The following is a 16,248-nucleotide window of genomic DNA, read 5'->3' as shown; positions in this document are numbered from 1 at the left end:
ACCGCACTGGGCCATCGGGGGGACATGCCCGGCGGGAACCCGGACGGCGCCTGACACTGGTGGCCGCTGTCCGCCGACGGGGAGGCTCCATGGCTGCCAGACTCGTGGTCGTGACCGGTGCGGGCAGCGGCATAGGCCGGGCCACCGCACTGGCCTTCGCCCGGCGCGGGGCCGAGGTGATCGCCAGCGACCAGGACGGGGACACGGCCCGCGCGACGGCCGATTCGGGCGGGTCCGGGGTGCACGCCTACCGGCTGGACGTCTCCGACGAACAGTCCGTGTGGAGCTTCGCCGCGGAGGTGAGCACCGCGCACGGCGTGCCGGACGTGCTGGTCAACAACGCGGGCATCAGCCACGTGGGCGGGGTCCTGGACACCAGCACCGAGCAGTGGGCGCGGGTGCTGGAGGTCAACCTGTGGGGTGTGATCCACATGTGCCGGGCCTTCGGCGTGCGCATGGTGGCCAGTGGCGGCCCGGCGCACATCGTCAACGTGGCCTCGGGCGCGGCCTACGTGCCCGCCAGGTCGCTCGGCGCCTACGCCACCAGCAAGGCGGCGGTGTACATGCTCTCGGACTGCCTGCGCGCGGAGCTGTCGGCCGCGGGCATCGGGGTGTCGACCATCTGCCCGGGGCTGGTCAGCACCAACATCGTGCAGGTCATGACCTTCTCGGGGCAGGACGCGCAACAGCAGGAACGGCAGCGGGCCCGTGCCGTCCGGCTGCACCGGCGGCGCGACTTCCCGCCGGAGCGCGTGGCCGAGCAGATCCTGCGCGCGGTGCGCCGCAACCGGCCGATCGTGCCGGTCACGGCGGAGGCCAGGCTCGCGCTGGTGCTCAGCCGCCTGTGCCCCGGCGTGCTGCGCGCCATGGCCAGGCTCGTCACGCCATGACACGCTCGCGAGTGCCCAACTGGGCCGCCAGCAGGGTCACCAGCACGCAGCCCACCCCCATCACCAGCAGCATGGTCGCGGTGCCGAACAGTTCGGCGATCGGGGACAGCAGGGCGGTTCCGGCGGGGATCAGCGCCCGGTCGGTGTTGGCGATGCCCAGCACCCGGCCGCGCAGTTCGTCGGGCAGCGCGAGTTGCAGCGCCGAGCGGTTGCTCGTGCGGTAACACTGGCCGACCACCCCGACGAGCAGCATCATCGCCACCGCCGCCTCGACCCCGAAGGAGCGGAACACCAGCAGCCCCAACAACATGACGCCCAGCGCCACCCCGGTGACCGCCGCCAGCACCCCCGGCCTGGCCGGTGCCCGGCGGCTCAGGCTCAGCGAGGCCGCCAACGCGCCCACCGCGCCGGAGGTCAGCAACAGCCCGGTGGTGCCCGCGTCCCCACCGACCAGGTCCTTGGCCAGCAAGGGCATCAGCGAGGTGTACGGGAAGGCGAACAACATCGGCCCCACGGCCAGCGCCAGTTGGGCCCGCACCACGGGGTTCTCCCGGACGAACGGCCACAGCGGGGTGCTCGGCCCGCGCTCCGCGCGCCGCGAGTTCTCCGGCAGGATCGTCAGGCAGCACAGGGAAAGCACGCTGCACGCCACGTTGAACCAGAAGACCGTGACCAGTGGGGTGGTCGCCAGCAGCACCGAGCCGATCGCCGGGCCGAGCACCATCGCCAGGTTCAGGCAGGCCGAGTGCATCGCCACGACCTTGGCCAGCGGTCTGCCCCCGCACAGCAGCGGCAACATCGACTGCCGCAGCACCGGCTCGGCGCACCCCGCGACCGCCCGCACCAGCACCGCACCGCAGAGCACCCACATCGGGCCCTCGCCGACCACGGCCGCCGCCACCGCGAGCGTGGACACGAACAGGGCCAACCGGGTGCCCGCGAGTAATCGCCTGCGGTCGAAGCGGTCCGCCAACCAGCCCGTGGGCGCCGTGCAGAACAGGATCGGCGCCAGACGCAGCACGTTGACCAGCCCGAGCATGGTCGCCGAGTGCGTGCGCTCCAACACGTACCAGTTGAGCGCCAACAGGTCCGCGTTGTCGCCGATGCGGGAGGCCAGCGTGCCCGTCAGGAACAGCGTCAGGGGTTTGCGGCCGCTCACGACAGCAGGGGGTTGGGACGCGGGCAGTGCACGACACCGTCCACAGGGGCCATCCTCATCCTCGCCAGTGCTTTCTGTGACAGGGTCGGCGCGAGCAGCGCCGCGTACTCCTCCTCGGCCCACGGCGAGTCGATGCCCTCGTGCACCCGCCGCAGGACCTCGCGGACCAGCTCCCACAGCGACTCGGCCCGCACCTCGGCCACGGTGGTCAGCAGGTCCACCACGTCGGCGAGGTTGGCCAGCACCACGGCGTGCGCCAGCTTGGCCCGCACCTCGGCCAGGTCCTCGGTGATCGTCACGGAGCCCTCGTGCGGGGTGAACTCCGCACCGCTGAGCCGCATCCGCTCGCGGTGGCCCCGCATACCGGAGAAGTCGCGCAGCAGCAGCCGGACCGGCCGCCCCTCCCGGACCACCAGCACCGTGTTCTGGAGGTGGGCCTCCAGCGCGATGCCGTGCCGCCACATCAGCGGCAGGGTCGCCGAGAACAGCAGGTCCGCGTACTCGGTGAGGAACTCCTGCGGCGACTGGGTTTCCAGCAGGTCGGCGAGCAGCGGTCGCCCCGTCGCGGGCGAGGTGGCCCGCAGCGCGCAGGCGGAGAACGCCCACTCGCCCCGGCCCACCTGGTCGGCCGGGTCCTCGCGCAGCAGCGCCGACAGCCCGCGCTTGCGGCCCGGCGTGTCAGCGGCCCCGGCGAACGCCACACCCGCCAGCTCGGCCACGACCCGCACCCGGTCGTTGTTCCCGACCAGCCGAGTCAGCAGCGCGCTCTGCGCGGGCCCGTTGCGGGTGCTCGCGGGCGAGATCGTCCGCCGCGTGGAGGTGATCAGCACGTCCAGGGCCGTCTTCACCGTCAGGCGGCGGCCGTGCCGTCCCGGTGCCGCCGTGACCAGGCTGCGCAGCGACACCGTGGGACGGCACGCCAGTTGCGCCTCGGGGATCGGTACGACCTCACCGGAGGCCAGCTCGGCGGCGTACTCGCGGGGCAGCGCCCTGGCCGCCTGCCAGGGGTGCACCGGCACCAGCTCGTACCGGCCCGGGTCGTGCCCGCGGCGCTCCAGCCCGGCCCTGGCGCGGGCGGCCACCTCGGGGTAGTGCTCGGCGATCAGGTCGCCGACGGACCTGCCCGACTCGTCGGGGGTCAGCATGGTCAGCTCGCGGCGGACGGCAACCAGTTGCACGCCAACGGTGTCCGCGGTCTCAGCGGCGTAGGCCAGCGAGTCGGCGGGGGTGAACTCGCCGCGGCTGCGCCCGAACGGGTGTAGCAGGTGGCCCTCGGCGCACATCGCGTCCAGGTCCAGGATGAGGTCGCTGACCGACTGGTCCGCGCTGAGCCGCCGACGGCGCCGCGCCACCCCGGCGCGGGACAGCGCCAGGTTGCGCGCCGAGTCGGCCAGGTCCGCGCGGACCTGTGCCGGGTGCACCAGGTCGACCAGTTCGTCGATGGTGTGCACCGGACGGTTCGTGCCGACCACGTCCTCACGTTCCATCGCACCGAGTGCACGGTACACAGTGGACAGACGGGCGCCGGGCAATTCCGTCAGCCAGCCCCGCAACAACTCCGGATCGCTCTCGCGGAGCTGGTGGTACATCTGCTCTTCCGGCAAGGACAGGTCCTCCGGCATGGCGGGCGGTTCGCTGTCTCGCAACGGGTTCGGCGCGTCCACGTAGCGCTGGTCGGTGACCAGCGAGGCCAGGCGCATCGCCAGCATCGTCTTGTACCGCCAGGGCTTGTGCAGCAGCGCCTCGGCGTCGGCGCGCGCGTCGTCCACCTCGTCCTGGCTCACCGCGGCGGCCGTCAACCGGGTGAAGGTGCGCAGCACACACCGCCGCACGACGGCCCACAACTGGTCCTCGGGGCAGCCCGTGCCCTCGGCGACGGCGGCGATGAGCTCACCGAGGTGGTTGCCGAAAAGCGGGAAGAACAGCTTGGCCCGCAACAACTCCGGGTCCTCGGCGAGCAGGGCCGAACCGGGCAGCAGCTCGATCTCGAAGCCCCGGCGGGCCAGTCGCTGGGGCAGCAACCGGGCGCCACCGAGATCGCGGACCAGCACCCGCTGTGGCCGCTTGTCCGCCAGCACCAGGACCGCGTTCTGCGGGTGGGGTTCCAGTGCTATCCCGTACCGGACCAGCAGGGTCAGCGCGGCGGGCACGCACAGTTCCACGTGCTGCCCCAGCCACTCCTGCGCGACCTCGTCCAGCGTGCCGCCGACCTCGCCGTGCAACTCGGTGAGCAGGTCGGCCACCACGGAGTTGCCCGTCACCGGTGAGGTGGCCAGCAGTGCGGCCACCGGCATGGCGAGCTCGCCGGGCGCGACACCGGCCGCCACGTCCTCGCGCAGCACCGAACACAGCGAGCGCTGCCTGGCCAGTGCCTTCTCGGAGTCACCGGTGTCCCAGCCCTCGCCGCGCGCCTCCGGTGGCACGTAGCCGACTCCGGCCAGCTCGCGGCAGATCGCGAACCGCCGTCGCCCGTCCTGCGTGGTGCGGCTCAGGTCCAGGTCACCGGCGGCGATCCGCTCCACCAGTTCGGACACCTTGGGCCCGTTGTGGATCGCGGCCTGCGACACACCCCGGACCGCCCCGGTGACGCGGACCTCCAGCGCGGTCTTGACGTGCAGTCCCACCGGGCTGCCAGGTTCGCGCACGGCCAGTGTCCGCACCGACATCAACGGTTCGGCGGGAATCCTCGCGCGCAGTGGCAGAACCGTGCCGTCCGCGAGGGCGTCGCTGTGCAGCTGCGGCATGGCGTGCTCGCGCTGGTGCGGGTGGATCGGCACGAACACGTAGCCGTCCGGGTCGTGTCCGGCCGCCCTGAGTTCGGCCTCGGCCTCGGTCACGGCCCGCGGGAACGCCTCGCGCAGCACGGCGCGGGCGATGGGGGAGCCGACCGCGCAGTCCTGGCGCACCGCGATCAGCCCGAGGTCGAAGGAGACGCCGAACTCGGGCCCGTACCGCACGGCGTCCACGGCGGACATGCCGATCTTGATCTTGGCGCCGGGGTGCATCGGGTGCCCGTCGACCACCAGTTGCTCGAAGGCCACGGCCAGGCAGCCGTGCCCGCCCGCCGCGCGCAGGGCCGCGTCCAGGGCGCTGAACGGGGCGTCCACCTCGGACGGGCGGCGGCGGTGCTCGGCGGCGACCATCGCCAGGGCCTGGCCGGTGACGCTGTGCCCGATCTCCTCGGCGACCCGCAGCCACTCGCCGGGCGCGCCGGTGCCCAGCCCGTGCTCGGCGATCAGCCGCAGCAGGTCGACCGGGTCCTCGACGGTCCTGTCCTCGAAGACCACCGGCCCGTCGGCGACCAGCCGCCCGGTGGCCGTGACCTGACGAACTGTCGGTTTGAGCCGGTCGGAGCTGAGCAGCCGCTCGCGGACCAGTGCGGACACCAGTCTGTTCAGCACGGAACGGCGCGCTCCGGGCAGCTGTGCGCGGAACTGTGCGGCCAGTTCCGCGTCCTGTTGTGACAGCTCCTCTGCTACTCGCGCCTCGTGATTGGCCAGGACGTCGGGCGGCGTGCTGGTCGACATGCGGTCAACGCTAGATACGGGACGGGTGCGCGGGCAACAAATGTGAGATTGGCCCGAATCTGAACCACCCTTGACTCATGTCCATATGGGTATATGATGGGGCCGTGGCAAGGGCGGCGACTACGACGGACGCGTTCAACGCGGTGGCCGAACCTCGGCGCAGGCAGATCCTGGACCTGCTTGTGACGGGTGAACGCGCCGTGAGCGAACTCGTCGAGCAGTTGGGCCTGGCGCAGCCGCTGGTGTCCAAGCACCTGCGCGTGCTGCGTGAGGTCGGGCTGGTTCAGGTGCGTGAAGAGGGGCGGAACCGGCTGTACCGCCTCAATCCACAGCCACTCAAGCCCTTGCACGAATGGCTGAGCACCTATGAGCGTTTGTGGGACGAACGGTTCACCCGGCTGGACGTCGTGCTGGCCGAACTCCAGGAGGACGAAGATGGGCAAGGCAGTGGTGACGCTCCCCGGTGACACCGAGGTCCTGATCACCCGTGAGTTCGAGGTGCCCGCGCACCTGGTCTACCGCGCGTGGACCACGCCCGAGCTGATCAAGCGGTGGTGGGGCGGGGACCGCGGCGAGGTCACCAGCGTCGAGGTCGACCTGCGGGTCGGCGGCCGGTGGCGCTACGTGATGACCGCCAACGGCGGGTTCGAGGTCGGCTTCCACGGGGTCTACCGGGAGATCGTGCCCAACGAGCTGATCGTGTCCACCGAGGTGTTCGAGGGGGCGCCCGACGGTGAGTCGCTCAACACGCTGACCCTCACCGAGAAGGAGGGCCGCACCACGCTGGAGATCCTCGTGCGGCACGCCAAGCGGGAACACCGTGACGCGCACATCAACTCCGGCATGGAGGTCGGCATGCAGGAGTCCATGGACCACCTGGAAGCAGTGGCGAAGTCCCTGCGCTGAGCCCCACCCCGCGCGTGACTTCGGGCCCCAGGGCTCAGGGCGCCGGTGGACCGGCGAGCGCCGCCAGCTGGTCCACCACCTCGGTGAGCGGCGTGCGGGTGTCGATTTCCACGGTGGCCGAGGACCGGAGCAGCGGCTCGATCTCGGCTGTGTCCGCCACGATCCGGTCGCGTTCCCCGGCGGTCTTGCCGAAGGGGTTGTTGTCCCGGTTGGCGATGCGGTCCAGTACCACCGCCAAGGGCGCACTGAGCAGGACGATCTCGTCGAAACGGGAGTGGAACCTGTGCTGGTTGCACACCGTGCCCGCGATGAACAGCGGCTCACCGGAACGCTCGTGGTCCGCGATCAGCGCCTCGATCCGGTCCTCGCGCCACTGCGGCTCCCCGCCGCTGCCGTCCGGGCTGGGGACCTCCTCGATCCACCCGCCGAAGTCGGTGTCCACCACGCGATAGCCCCGCTGTTCCAGCTGGTTCAGCGCGGTCGACTTGCCCGTGCCGGACATGCCCGTCACCAGGATCACTGCCACCCGCCCACGGTAGAGCGGCAGCCGAAGCCCTGTCAGGGCTACCGGTCGATGGCAGACGGCCCCCTTGTAGATGACGCGAAGGTCCCTCCCCTGTGGAGGAAATGCGTTGCTGGCTTGCGGGGTACCAGGGGGCGCACCCCTGCTATCCGTGGCATGGCTCGCGCCACGCTCTGAGTAGCGGTGTCGGGGTCGTGGGATCGGGAGAGGTTGCGGCCAGCGTGGGCGCAAGAGCCTCAGGGTGATGGGATGGCAGGATGTCTCTGCCATGGAGGAGACTTCACTGCATCGCATTGCCGGTGAGTCGGCACGAGGAAAGTGATGCCAGATCGGGGACCGCCGCTGTAGCCTCGCAGGTCAAGAAGAGTCTTCCCCGCATGCGCGGGGGTGGTCCTTGAGACACTGGCTGTTGGCGCTGGCTATAGGGGTCTTCCCCGCACACGCGGGGGTGGTCCGGCAGCGTGGATCGCCAGGGGCGCCACCGGGGCGTCTCCCCGCGTACAGCGGGGGTGGTCCGGCCCGCCGACGCTCTGCGGAATCGGGCTCAGTGTCTTCCCCGCGTACGCGGGGGTGGTCCCCAGCAGGACATCGCCGCGACGATCGGCTCGTCCGTCTTCCCCACACCCGCTGGGTCCCAGTCGGGACGGGCTGGAGATCGCCCGCCAGTCGCCTTCTCGGCTCGCACGGGGGTAAGCCAGGCCGTCAGCCCCTGATTCGGAGTGGGAAACAACGGGACCCAAGAGCTTCATTTGGGCAGGGCAGACCAGGTTCGTTCGCCCAATGGTGCAGGTCAGCGCGAAGCGTCGGAAGTTGGCGTAGTTCTTGCCGTCGTGCGTCACCCGTCGGCGAGGCGTTGGATGGTGGCGCTCAGCCAGGCCTGGAGATCAGCGGGGTCGCCGAGTTCGGAACGCAGGATCCGGCGGCGGGTGGAGACGCCGAGCACGAAAGCGTCGATCGCTGCGGCTCGGCTGCGGGCGTCGGCGTCGTCCAACCCGCTGTCGCGCAGGTAGCGGTGCAGCGGCTCCAGCGAGTTCGTGTCGAGGAAGGTGGCCAGCGCCTCGGCTGCCTCCGGGCGTTCGCCGGCCGCGCGTTGCAGCGCGAGCAGCGGATCCTCCCCGGGTGCACCGAACCAGCGCTGGACGATGCTCGCCGCGAGGCGTGAACCCAGCGCGGAGCGGTCGCCGTCGAAGGAGTCGGCGACCGGGATCTCCACCTGGGTCGCCGCCAGGAAAAGGCCGTCCTTGCCGCCGAAATAGCGCGTGATGAGGTTGGGCGACACGCCAGCGGCGTCGGCCACGCCTTTGACCGTGACCGCCGCGTACCCGTGCTGGGCGAACTGGCGTTGTGCGTGCTCCAGGATCCGCTGCCGGGTGGCGGCCGCATTGCGCGAGGTCATGTGTACGAGCATACACATCATGTGTACGCTGATACACATGAACGATGATCTGCGGGAACGACTTCAACAGACACGGCGTGTCAGGACCCCGTGGAGTGCGGACGGGACGCGCGGCATCAGCGGCACCCGCCTCGACGAACTGCTCGAACGCTGGGCGAACGGGTACGACTGGGGCGTGCACGAGCGCCGCATCGGCGAGTGTCCCTGGGTGACGGTGCGGGCAGGCGACACCGAACTGCGGGTGATCCACCAGCGGTCCGTGGATCCCGGCGCCCCGGTTGTCGTGCTGCTGCATGGCTGGCCGGACTCGGTGTTGCGGTTCGAGCGCGTCCTGCCGTTGCTCGCGGACATTCACGTGGTGGTGCCCGCGCTGCCGGGCTTCCCGTTCGCGGCTCCGCTCACCGTTGCCGGTATGTCGGCCAACCGGATCGCTGGGATCGTCGCGGACGCTCTCGACGAGCTGGGCTACTCGCGGTACACGGTGTCCGGCGGCGATGTGGGTGGCACCATCGCGGAACTTCTTGCGGCCGAACACCCGGACCGGGTGGTTGCCCTGCACCTCACGAACATCGCCCCGCAGCGTGCACTCTCGGCGGACCCGGCGAAGCTCGCGCCGGACGCGGCGGCCTACCTCGACCGGTCGGCGCGGTGGTTCCGGGCCGAGGGCGGGTACATCGCGGAGCAGTCGACGCGGCCGAACACGCTCGCCGTCGCTCTCGGCGACTCACCCGCCGGCCTGGCGGCGTGGATCATCGAGAAACTGGAGTCCTGGTCCGAGGAGTCGGCCTTCACCGCGGACGAGCTGCTCACCTGGGTCACCGCCTACTGGGTCACCGGCACGATCGGCACCTCGTTCGCCACCTATGTCGAACCGGTCGCCCTGCCTGACCGGATCGACACCCCTACCGTGCTCTCGGTGTTCCCGCGCGACATCAAACCGGAGCCGCGAAGCTACGCCGAGGTGTTCCTGAACGTTTGTGATTATGTGGAACACCAGGCCGGCGGCCACTTCGCAGCCTGGGAGCAGCCCGAGGCCTACGTCGGCGACGTACACCGTGCGATCAAGCTGGGCGGCTGAAACGACCCATGGCGTGACAATCAGGCAGTTCTAGTCCCAGGCGGGCCCGGGCTCGGGGGCCTCCTCGCGCAGCACAGTGCCCTCGATCAGGCCGTACGGGCGGTCGGCCGCGTAGAACACCTCGTTGTCGTTGTCCAGTCCGAACTTGCTCAGGTCCACCGGGAAGTGGTGCTTGTTCGGCAGGGACAACCGCACCTCGGCGATCTCCTCGCGAGCCTCCAGCACGGCCTTGCCCATGGCGTAGAGGGTCTGTTGCAGGGACAGGCTGTGCGTGTCGGCGAAGGCCGCGAGCATGGCCTGCCGCGCCTCGGCGAAGCTCTTGTCCCACGGCACATCCAGGTGGGCGAAGCGCCAGCGGGCGGTCACGGCGGTGGCCAGGATCCGGTCGGTGGTCTCCGGCAGGGTCGTGTACCTGTCGCGCGGGAACCCGTGGAACTCCGAGCCGGTGGACTTGAGCACCACCAGGTCCCGCAGCCCGGACACCACCCACTCCTGTCCGTTGTGGACGGTCACGGTGGTGGTGCGCTTCTCCTCGCCGGACCGCGCGAAGGAGTGGTCGTGGTCGTCGATGCGCTGCCAGGCGTGCTCGTCGATGATCACCCGCGCCCCGGTGATCTGCTCGAAGGACCCGGTGAAGTGCCGGGCCAGGCGCAGCCCGAACTCCTCGATCTGGCCGGGCGGCTGCTGCTTGGCGAAGGCGTAGAGCGTGTTCTTCTGGGTGTCGGTGGCCAGGACCTTGCTGTTGTCCCCGGTCAGGTGCGTGTCGGCGAGGTCCCCGCGCAGCGCGGTGCTCACCGTCAGGTCGCGGATCTCGTGCCGCGAGCCCTGTCGGGACACGGTGACCAGTCGGTTCTCCGCCTTGCCGTACTGGTTGGCGCCCAGGGTGATGCCCACGGTCAACTCCCTCGGTAGCTGGTGAACGAGAACGGGCTGAGCAGGACCGGGACATGGTGGTGCCGGTCGGGGTCGGTGATCCGGAACGTGATGACCACCTCGGGGAAGAACGCCTCCGTGGCGGTGCGGGCGAAGTAGCCGTCGGTGTCGAACACCAGCCGGTACACCCCGGCCTGCACCCGGTCCGGCCCCAGTTCGCGGCAGCGCCCGTCGGCGTCGGTCACGCCCTCGCCGATGACCTGGCCGTCGCATTCCAGTCGCACGGCCACCTCCGCCGCGGGCAGCCCGCTGGTGGTGTTCAGCACGTGCGTGGTGATCGCACTCATGATTCGAGCACCTTCCTGAGCCGCAGCAAGGCGATCTTGCGCAGTTCGTCCTTGGTGACAGCCAGTTCCGTGACCGGGTCGTTGTCCAGCCGCGAGCGCAGGTCGGCGAGCAACTCCGGTCCGCTGCGGCCCGAGGCGCACACCAGGTAGATCCGCCCGAACCTGCGCTCGTAGACCTCGTTGGCGGCCACGAACTCCTCGGCCGCCGAACCGTCCACTCCGGACTGTTCGGAGCGCGACCACGCCGCGCCCAGGTCTGCGCTCGCCGCGCGCTCGCCGATCCTGGGGTGCCCGGCGAGCGCGGCGGTGAGTTCCTCGTCGGTCAGCTCCGCCGCGGCCCGTTCGGCGGTGACCAGCACCGCCTGCTCGTCCGCGTACGGGCGGCCCGCCAGCACCTCACGCACCCAGCGGGGTACCGCCAGGCAGGTCGTCAACCGCTCGGCCAGATCCATCTCGGGCGCGCTGTTGAGGTCCATGCGCCTGCACGCTACGAGTGGCGCTTCGGCGATGTCAACAGTTTGTTGAAGTCGATCATGTGTCTTCCCGGTTCAGGTAGTTGTAGACGGTGAAGCGGGTGACGCCCAAGGCTTCCGCCACCGCGGGCACGGACTTGCGCAGGCTGAAAGCCCCGCGTTCCTCCAGTAGTCGGACCGCCCGTTGCTTGTCGGCCCGCGTCAAGTCGGCCAGGTCCCCGCCCAGTTCGGCCGCGACCTCGCCGAGCAACTGCTCCAGTGCGCTGGCCAGCCCATGTCGCGCCGGGACCTCCTGTGCGGGCAGCACGTTGAGCCGCAGCGTGACCCTGGTGGCGCCGCCCCGCATGGCCGCGCGGACGATCTCCGGCAGCGCCGCGAGCAGGATCTCGTCCTCCGCTCGCACGGTGGTACCGAGTGGTCCGAACGTGGTGTCCAGGCCCGCGTCCAGCGCTGCCTGCTTGGCCCGGGTCGCGTGCTCGGGCGGCTCGCCGTGCCGTTCGGCGAGGAACGGTTCGGTGGTGAACTCGGCCTCCAGATCCACGCCTCGCACCGTAGCGCGGGCGTTGACCGCTCGCGGGCCGCTCGCCTAGTCTCTCACTAGTCGGAAGTTAACTTCCACAATACGAAATTCGGAGCTTCCCGTGTTGGACTTCGACCTGAACCTCTCCATCCTGTTCACCGAACTGCCGCTACTCGTACGACCCGAAGCCGCCGCACGGCTGGGCTTCCGCGCCGTCGAGTTCTGGTGGCCCTTCGCCACCGCCACGCCTGCGGACGCCGAGGTGGACCGCTTCGTGGCCGCCGTGTCCGGGGCCGGACTGCGGCTGGCCGCGCTCAACTTCTACGCCGGGGACATGGCGGCGGGGGAGCGCGGCATCGTGTCGGCGCCCGGCCGTTGCGATGAGCTCGCCGACAGCGTGTCGATCGCCGTGGGGATAGCCGATCGGCTCGGGTGTCGCACCTTCAACGCCTTGTACGGCAACAGGATCGCTGGTGTTGATCCGTCCGAACAGGACGAGACCGCTCTGCTGAACCTCTCGGCGGCGGCCAAATCCGTGGCGGCCATCGGCGGCACGATCGTGCTGGAACCGCTCAGTGCGGCGCCGGACTACCCGCTGCGCACCGCCGCCGACGCGCTCGCCGTGGCCGACCGGGTCGGCGCCGACAACGTGCGGCTGCTCGCCGACCTGTACCACCTCACCGTCAACGGGGACGACCTGGACGCGCTGGCCACCGCGCTGACCCACCGCGTCGGCCATGTGCAGATCGCCGACGCACCGGGCCGCAACCAGCCGGGTTCGGGCGTGATCGACCTGCGCGGACACCTGGAAGCCCTGCACCGCAACGGCTATCGCGGCCACGTCGGGGTGGAGTACCGGCCGTCCGGGGCCAGTGCGGACAGCTTCGGCTGGCTGGACACGTTCTGGAGGAAGCCATGACCACGATCGGGTTCGTCGGGCTGGGCATCATGGGTTCACCGATGGCCGCCCACCTGGCCGCCGCCGGCCACACCGTGCGCGGCTACGACCGCAGCGCGCCCGCCGTGGAGAAACTCGTTGCGGCCGGCGGAATCGCGGCAGCCAACACCGCCGAGGCCGTGCGCGGGGCCGAGGTGGTGATCACGATGCTGCCCGCCGACGAGCAGGTGCGCGAGGTCGGCGGCGAGGTCATCGCCGAGGCCGAGCCGGGGCTGCTGCTGATCGACATGAGCACGGTACGGCCCGACACCGCCACCTGGCTGGCGGAATCGGCCCACCGCAAGGGGATCCGGGTGCTGGACGCGCCGGTCTCCGGCGGGCAGGCCGGGGCCGAGCGGGCCGCGCTGTCGATCATGGTGGGCGGGTCGGCGGCCGACTTCACCGCGGCGCGCGGCCTGTTCGAGGTGCTCGGCGCGACGATCGTGCACGTGGGACCGACCGGGTCCGGGCAGGTGGTGAAGGCGGCCAACCAGCTCGTGGTCGGCGGCATCCTCGGGCTGGTCAGCGAGGCGATCGTGCTGCTGGAGGCCACCGGGGTGGACCCGGTGGCGGGACTGGACGTGCTCGCGGGCGGCCTGGCCGCCAACCGGGTGCTGGACCTCAAGCGGGCGGCGATGATCGCCCGCCAGTTCCAGCCGGGGTTCCGGATCGACCTGCACCACAAGGACATGGGCATCGCGCTGGCCGCCGCACGGCAGGCTGAGGTCGCGCTGCCGCTGACCGCGCTGGTGGCCCAACTGGTCGCCGCAGCGCGTGCCATGGGCCACGGCGGACTGGACCACTCCGCCCTGCTCACCGTTGTCGAAGCCCTGTCCGGGAGGTCGTGATGCCGAAGGTCCCCGTCATGCAGGCGGTCGTGGACGTGCTCGCCTCCGAGGGCGTGACCACCGTCTACGGCTGTCCGGGCGCCGCGATCCTGCCGTTCTACGCCGCGCTGGAGCACAGCCCGATCGAGCACCTGATCGTGCGGCACGAGGAGGGCGCCACGCACATGGCCGACGGCTGGGCGCGCACCACCGGCAACGTGGGCGTCGCGGTGGGCACCTCCGGCCCCGCGGGCACCAACATGATCACCGGTCTCTACACCGCGCAGGCCGACTCCGTGCCGATCCTGTGCGTCACCGGCCAGGCCGTGAGCACCAAGCTGCACCAGGAAGCCTTCCAGGCCGTGGACATCGTGCGCATCGCCGAACCCGTCACGAAATGGGCCGTGCAGGTCAGGGAGGCGGCGCAGGCGCCGTGGATCTTCCGCGAGGCGTTCCGCCTCGCCCGCTCGGGACGGCCCGGCCCGGTGCTGATCGACCTGCCACTTGACGTGCAGCGTCAAGAGATCGAGTGGGACGCGTCGATCGACGCCCCGTTGCCGGTGGAGGTGCCCGCCCCGCACCCGCCGCGGGTGGAGCGTGCGCTGGACCTGCTGCTGGCCGCCGAGCGCCCGCTGATCCTGGCCGGGGGCGGCGTGATCCTCAGCGAGGCCGCGGAGCCGTTGCGGCAGCTGGCCGAACACCTCGGCGTGCCGGTGCAGGTCACCCTGATGGGCAAGGGCGCGCTGCCGGAGAACCACGAGCTGTTCGCGGGCATGGCGGGCATCCAGACCAGCCAGCGCTGGGCCAACGCCGCGTTCCTGGAGTCCGACCTGGTGCTCGCGGTCGGCGCCCGCTTCGGCGACCGGCACACCGGTGAGCTGTCGGTCTACCGGGGGCGGCGCAAGTTCGTGCACGTGGACGTGGAGCCCACCCAACTGGGCCGGGTCTTCGGCCCCGACCTGGGCATCGTCTCGGACGCGAAGCTGTTCCTGCACGCCCTGCTGGACGCCGCACGCCACCGTGCACAGCGACCGGACCACGCCGTGTGGGTCCGCCGGATCGGTCAACTACGCCGTGAACTGCCGCGTCGCGAGGACTTCGACACGACACCGATCAAGGCACCGCGGGTGTTCCGCGAGCTCAACCGCACCTTCGGCCCGGACACCTACTTCGTCACCGCGATCGGCCTCTACCAGATCTGGTCCGGCCAGTTCCAGACTGTGCACCGGCCCCGGCACTACCAGGTCTGCGGCCAGGCCGGGCCGTTGGGCTGGGAGATCCCGGCCGCCATCGGGGTGCGCACGGCCCGCCCGGACGCCGAGGTGGTGGCCGTGGTCGGCGACTACTCCTTCCAGTTCCTGGTCGAGGAACTGGCCGTGGCCGCCCAGTACGAGATCCCGTTCGTGCTGGTGATGCTGAACAACGAGTACCTGGGCCTGATCCGGCAGGCCGAGACCGGGTACGGCATGAACTGCGAGGTGGACATCCACTACGACGAGCACGGCACCGACAACGTGCGGATCATGCAGGCGTACGGGTGCAGCGGGCGTCGTGTCGTGGAGCCGGGGGAGATCGCCGGGGCCCTGGAGTGGGCGCGCGGGCAGGCACGGCGGACGAGCAGGCCGGTGCTCGTGGAGGTCATGATCGACCGCGCGGCCAACGCGTCCATGGGCAGCGCCCTGGACAGTGTGGTCGAGTTCGAACCGGTCAGCTGATGCGTGTCCTGCTCGCCCCGGACAAGTTCAAGGGCTCGCTGACGGCCAGCGCGGTCGCCGACCACCTGGCGGCCGGTCTGCGCCGTGCGGCACCGGGCCTGGACCTGCGCGAACTGCCGATCGCCGATGGCGGCGAGGGCACGGTCGACGCCGCCTGCGCCGCCGGGTACCACCGCGTGACGGCCACCGTCACCGGCCCGCTCGGGCTGCCGGTGCGGGCCGCGCTGGCGGTCCGCGGGCCCACCGCGGTGATCGAACTCGCGCAGGCCGCCGGCCTGTCCCACGGCACCGCCCCGCTGACGGCCACCAGCTACGGCGTGGGCGAGCTGATCCGGCTCGCGTTGGACCGGGGCTGCGGGCGGATCGTGCTCGGGGTGGGCGGCAGCGCCAGTACCGACGGTGGCGCGGGCATGGTGCACGCCCTGGGCGCACGACTGATCAACGCGCGCGGGCCCGGCGGTGCTGCGCTGCGTGAGCTGACCGGGGTCGACCTGTCCGGGCTGGACCCGCGGCTGCGCACGACCCGGTTCGTGCTGGCCAGCGACGTGGACAACCCGCTGCGCGAGGCCGCGCCGGTCTACGCCCCGCAGAAGGGCGCCACCGCGCTGGAGGTGTCGCTGCTCGCGGACGGCCTGCGGCGCTGGGCCGAGGTGCTCGGCGGCGACCCGCTCGCACCCGGTTCGGGCGCTGCCGGGGGAGTGGGCTTCGCCGCGCTGACCGTGCTGCGCGCCGAGCGCCGACCCGGCGTGCAGGTGCTGCTCGACCTGCTCGGTTTCGCCGACGCCGTTCGCGGCGCGGCCCTGGTCGTCACCGGGGAGGGCGCGCTGGACGAGCAGTCACTGCATGGCAAGGCCCCGGTCGGCCTCGCGCGGGCGGCCCGCGGTGTGCCGGTGGTGGCCGTGACCGGCCGCTGCGAACTGAGCACGGCGCAGCTGCGTGGCGCGGGTTTCGCCGCCGCGTACGCCCTGACCGACCTGGAACCCGATCGGTCACGGTGCCTGTCCGCGCCCGGACCCTTGCTGGAGATCATCGCCGGGCGCATTGTTGAGGATCACCTATGCTGCTGAACGGGCGTGA

The 16,248-nt window shown here is 71.1% G+C and carries 16 protein-coding genes; 8 read left to right on the top strand and 8 right to left on the bottom strand.

Features of this window, described 5'->3' with window-relative positions; translation table 11 throughout:
- Window positions 1-89 precede the first annotated feature (89 nt).
- The gene (locus KALB_RS22165; RefSeq protein WP_025357908.1) at window positions 90-890 is read left to right on the top strand and encodes an SDR family NAD(P)-dependent oxidoreductase; all 801 of its coding nucleotides are present in this window, start codon (window positions 90-92) and stop codon (window positions 888-890) included.
- Here KALB_RS22165 and KALB_RS22160 read toward each other — a convergent pair.
- Together KALB_RS22160 and KALB_RS44090 are read right to left on the bottom strand one after the other, a co-directional pair.
- Window positions 880-2,049, bottom strand: a complete 1,170-nt coding sequence (locus tag KALB_RS22160) for an MFS transporter (RefSeq protein ID WP_025357907.1) — start codon at window positions 2,047-2,049, stop codon at window positions 880-882. The two genes, KALB_RS22165 and KALB_RS22160, sit on opposite strands and share 11 nt — an antisense overlap.
- Window positions 2,046-5,576 carry an IucA/IucC family protein gene (locus KALB_RS44090; RefSeq protein ID WP_025357906.1) on the bottom strand — a complete coding sequence of 1,177 codons (3,531 nt, stop codon included), beginning with the start codon at window positions 5,574-5,576 and terminating at the stop codon, window positions 2,046-2,048. Before KALB_RS44090 ends, KALB_RS22160 begins: the two co-directional genes overlap by 4 nt.
- Before the next feature lie 104 nt (window positions 5,577-5,680).
- Between KALB_RS44090 and KALB_RS22150 the strand changes: the two genes are divergently transcribed.
- Both KALB_RS22150 and KALB_RS22145 read left to right on the top strand, forming a co-directional pair.
- Window positions 5,681-6,043, top strand: a complete 363-nt coding sequence (locus KALB_RS22150; protein ID WP_025357905.1) for an ArsR/SmtB family transcription factor — start codon at window positions 5,681-5,683, stop codon at window positions 6,041-6,043.
- A complete protein-coding gene (locus KALB_RS22145) occupies window positions 6,012-6,482 on the top strand; it encodes an SRPBCC family protein (RefSeq protein ID WP_025357904.1) in 471 nt (156 codons plus the stop codon). The genes KALB_RS22150 and KALB_RS22145 overlap by 32 nt, the downstream gene beginning before the upstream one ends.
- Before the next feature lie 34 nt (window positions 6,483-6,516).
- Here the strand turns inward: KALB_RS22145 and KALB_RS47665 are convergent, their stop codons facing one another.
- Together KALB_RS47665 and KALB_RS22135 are read right to left on the bottom strand one after the other, a co-directional pair.
- A complete protein-coding gene (locus KALB_RS47665; protein WP_236649986.1) occupies window positions 6,517-7,008 on the bottom strand; it encodes an AAA family ATPase in 492 nt (163 codons plus the stop codon).
- 832 nt (window positions 7,009-7,840) lie between these two features.
- Window positions 7,841-8,401, bottom strand: a complete 561-nt coding sequence (locus KALB_RS22135; protein ID WP_025357902.1) for a TetR/AcrR family transcriptional regulator — start codon at window positions 8,399-8,401, stop codon at window positions 7,841-7,843.
- A 37-nt stretch (window positions 8,402-8,438) separates the two neighbouring features.
- On the opposite strand from KALB_RS22135, the gene KALB_RS22130 reads away from it, so the two are divergent.
- Window positions 8,439-9,479, top strand: coding sequence for an epoxide hydrolase family protein (locus KALB_RS22130; RefSeq protein WP_025357901.1), 1,041 nt, complete (start codon window positions 8,439-8,441; stop codon window positions 9,477-9,479).
- Between the two features lie 30 nt (window positions 9,480-9,509).
- Here the strand turns inward: KALB_RS22130 and pucL are convergent, their stop codons facing one another.
- Genes pucL through KALB_RS48585 form a run of 4 tightly spaced genes read right to left on the bottom strand, consistent with a single transcriptional unit; the run spans window position 9,510 to window position 11,713 of the window.
- Window positions 9,510-10,373, bottom strand: a complete 864-nt coding sequence (pucL, locus tag KALB_RS22125) for a factor-independent urate hydroxylase (protein WP_025357900.1) — start codon at window positions 10,371-10,373, stop codon at window positions 9,510-9,512.
- Window positions 10,374-10,375: 2 nt separating this feature from the next.
- Window positions 10,376-10,699, bottom strand: a complete 324-nt coding sequence (gene uraH / locus KALB_RS22120; RefSeq protein WP_025357899.1) for a hydroxyisourate hydrolase — start codon at window positions 10,697-10,699, stop codon at window positions 10,376-10,378.
- Window positions 10,696-11,175 (bottom strand): 2-oxo-4-hydroxy-4-carboxy-5-ureidoimidazoline decarboxylase, encoded by a 480-nt coding sequence (uraD, locus tag KALB_RS22115; RefSeq protein ID WP_025357898.1) that lies wholly within the window; start codon window positions 11,173-11,175, stop codon window positions 10,696-10,698. Before uraD ends, uraH begins: the two co-directional genes overlap by 4 nt.
- Before the next feature lie 55 nt (window positions 11,176-11,230).
- On the bottom strand, window positions 11,231-11,713 hold the full coding sequence (locus tag KALB_RS48585) for a helix-turn-helix domain-containing protein (protein WP_025357897.1): 483 nt from the start codon (window positions 11,711-11,713) through the stop codon (window positions 11,231-11,233).
- Between the two features lie 100 nt (window positions 11,714-11,813).
- On the opposite strand from KALB_RS48585, the gene KALB_RS22105 reads away from it, so the two are divergent.
- The 4 genes from KALB_RS22105 to KALB_RS22090 are packed head-to-tail and all read left to right on the top strand — an operon-like array spanning window position 11,814 to window position 16,238.
- Window positions 11,814-12,611 carry a hydroxypyruvate isomerase family protein gene (locus KALB_RS22105; RefSeq protein ID WP_025357896.1) on the top strand — a complete coding sequence of 266 codons (798 nt, stop codon included), beginning with the start codon at window positions 11,814-11,816 and terminating at the stop codon, window positions 12,609-12,611.
- On the top strand, window positions 12,608-13,477 hold the full coding sequence (locus KALB_RS22100) for an NAD(P)-dependent oxidoreductase (RefSeq protein WP_025357895.1): 870 nt from the start codon (window positions 12,608-12,610) through the stop codon (window positions 13,475-13,477). The genes KALB_RS22105 and KALB_RS22100 overlap by 4 nt, the downstream gene beginning before the upstream one ends.
- Window positions 13,477-15,171 carry a glyoxylate carboligase gene (gcl, locus tag KALB_RS22095; RefSeq protein WP_081789448.1) on the top strand — a complete coding sequence of 565 codons (1,695 nt, stop codon included), beginning with the start codon at window positions 13,477-13,479 and terminating at the stop codon, window positions 15,169-15,171. Before KALB_RS22100 ends, gcl begins: the two co-directional genes overlap by 1 nt.
- A complete protein-coding gene (locus KALB_RS22090; RefSeq protein WP_025357893.1) occupies window positions 15,171-16,238 on the top strand; it encodes a glycerate kinase in 1,068 nt (355 codons plus the stop codon). Before gcl ends, KALB_RS22090 begins: the two co-directional genes overlap by 1 nt.
- Window positions 16,239-16,248: the final 10 nt, after the last annotated feature.

The sequence above is a fragment of the Kutzneria viridogrisea DSM 43870 genome (genome assembly GCF_000525635.1).
Classification (GTDB): Bacteria; Actinomycetota; Actinomycetes; order Mycobacteriales; family Pseudonocardiaceae; genus Kutzneria; species Kutzneria viridogrisea.
This window is presented reverse-complemented; position numbering and strand designations above follow the sequence as displayed.